1 protein-coding gene and 1 pseudogene are annotated in these 2,437 nt (G+C 43.0%); both read left to right on the top strand.

The window, feature by feature from the left end; translation table 11 throughout:
• Positions 1-181: 181 nt before the first annotated feature.
• Positions 182-295 (top strand): annotated as a pseudogene (locus tag O9324_RS04280) (zinc ribbon domain-containing protein); the annotation flags it as partial.
• Between the two features lie 64 nt (positions 296-359).
• A complete protein-coding gene (locus O9324_RS04275) occupies positions 360-2,213 on the top strand; it encodes a hypothetical protein (protein ID WP_288139551.1) in 1,854 nt (617 codons plus the stop codon).
• Positions 2,214-2,437: the final 224 nt, after the last annotated feature.

Genomic DNA, 2,437 nt, shown 5'->3' with positions numbered 1-2,437 from the left:
TTTCCGAAAGTCCTTGACTTGTTTTAGTTTTTCTATTAAGCTCAACATATATTTGAAAGGTTGGCGGTCACTCCTCATTTTACCTGATAGTGATCGCTTTTACTTTTGATATTCTGATGGGAGAATGAAACAGCCCTACCTGCCCCCCCGACATCGGGGGGTTCGGGGGGGCAAGGGGGGGGGAGAGTCCGGTCTCTGGATTTTCAGTGGAGACATTGAGAATCTAAGCTGTCTCGTTGAACAAGGAATTTCCGATAGTGATAGGTCAAGAATCCCCCGTCACAGCGTAGCTTGACGGTGGGAGTATGTCAATTGCTATAAAGTAGGTTTATTGAAGAAGTGGAGGGAATCATCATCCTATGGCGATAATGACAAAATCATTTAGACAAAGACTGGCAGAGATTTTCGGGTTTGACCTGCGATCGCTGGCTTTATTTCGCATTGCCTTGGCGTTAGTGGTTTTAGTGGATTTATCGGTTCGTTTTAGCCAAGTAACTGCCCATTACAGCGAATTAGGGGTTTTACCCCTAGGAAGCTTATCGAAAGTTTCTGCTAGTCCTTTTTACTGGTCGATTTTTGCTCTCAGTGACTCGGTACTGGTGCAGAGTATCCTGTTTATTGTCGCTATAGCGATCGCATTATTGCTTTTAATTGGCTATCATACCCGTTTAGCCACGATCGCCACTTGGGCGCTAATCGTCTCTTTACATCATCGCAACCCCCTGTTACTATTTGCCGCCGATGACGTAATCCGGGCAGTATTATTCTGGGCGATGTTTTTACCCCTCGGTGCCTGTTATTCCGTGGAAAGTGCCTTAAACACCAATCCCAACCCCCTACCCAAGCGTGTGGTTTCGGCTGCCACGGTGGCTTTTATGATACAGGTGTGTTACATCTATATGTGGTCAGTGGTCTTTAAACTCAAAAGTGAGACTTGGTGGCCCGACGGTACAGCCGTTTATTACTCTCTTAGTTACGATCAATACGCTACCGCTTTGGGGAGTTTTTTACTGACTTTACCGCAGCAATTCCTCAAATTCCTGACAATTTCAGCCCTAGGCTTTGAATGGTTCGGTCCGCTATTGATGTTTGTTCCCTTTCGCAATAGTTTATTTAAAATAATCGCCGTAGTTTCCTTTATTTTCTTGCATACGGTTTTTGCACTGATTCTACATTTAGGGGTTTTCCCTTTCTTGAGTGTTACCCATTGGTTGCCGATCATCCCCAGCTTAGTCTGGGATTGGGGACAAAAACGGATAATAAACCCAGAAAGGGAAGGTTTAAGGATTAATTATGATCGAGATTGTGGATTTTGCAAGAAAGTTGTTCATCTTCTCCGCACTTTTCTCATTTTACCCGGCACTCCCCTGTTAGTCGCTCAGGATAACCCCTCAATATACGAGGATATGGTGGCCCAAAATTCTTGGGTGGTGGAAGATTGGCAGGGAAAACGTCGGTTTAAATGGTCAGCATTGGTTTATATTGTCAGTCTTTCGCCGATTTTCTGGTTTTTAGCGCCAATTTTGCGTTTACCGCCCCTCATGACCCTGGGAACGAGAATTTATGAGTGGATTGCCTCCCATCGTCGTTTTATGGGCAATTTCACCAAACCTCTCAAGTTTCGTCCCCTGACGATTAAATCCTCTTTACCTTTAAATATTTTGGTAATTTTCTTCTTCTTGTTGACCAGTATCTGGAATTTACGCAGTTTTGTCCGGCAATCGGCCATTAGAGGCGATTTAAATACACCTTTAATTCAATCCCTCGATCGCTTGCTCACCCGTCGTACTTTTAATACAATTGATATTCTGGCAAGAATAACTCGTTTAGACCAGTATTGGACTATTTTCTCCCCTAGTCCGCCCCGAGATGATGCTTGGTTTGTGGCAGTCAGTCAATTAGCCGATGGTTCCACGGTAGATTTATTTAGAGAAGGACAGCCGGTAATTTGGGATAAACCCACGGATAGCGATCGCAATCGTTTGTATAAAACCATGCAGTGGCGACAATATTTTATTAATCTTAATCGAGCTATTGGTCGGTCAGTTTATGGAGAGTTTGGTCAGTATCTCTGTCAAAACTGGAATCAGCAGCACGGTAGTGATCAACAGATTAAATCCCTGCAACTTTATATTATGCGGGAAAGGACTGTCCCTCCCGGAGAAAAACAGGGAATCGAAAAAGAACTACTCTGGCAGCAAAACTGTCTTTAATCAGTTATCAGTTATCAGTTATCAGTTATCAGTTATCAGTTATCAGTTATCAGTTATCAGTTATTAGTCAGATAAAAGTTATATGGCTCTTCGTTACTTGTTATGGTTCGATAGGGGGGCATAAATCGACTAAATCCTTATCTGGCAAGAGACTTAATTGATTAGTTCGCTCTAGAGCAAAAACAATTGACAAAAATCGCTAAATGCCTTTCTCTATAAGGGTT

Origin of the sequence: Microcystis sp. LE19-84.1B, from assembly GCF_027531875.1 — a bacterium.
Classification (GTDB): Bacteria; Cyanobacteriota; Cyanobacteriia; order Cyanobacteriales; family Microcystaceae; genus Microcystis; species Microcystis panniformis.
Note: the sequence above shows the minus strand (reverse complement) of the source record. Positions and strands in the feature narration are given on the sequence as shown.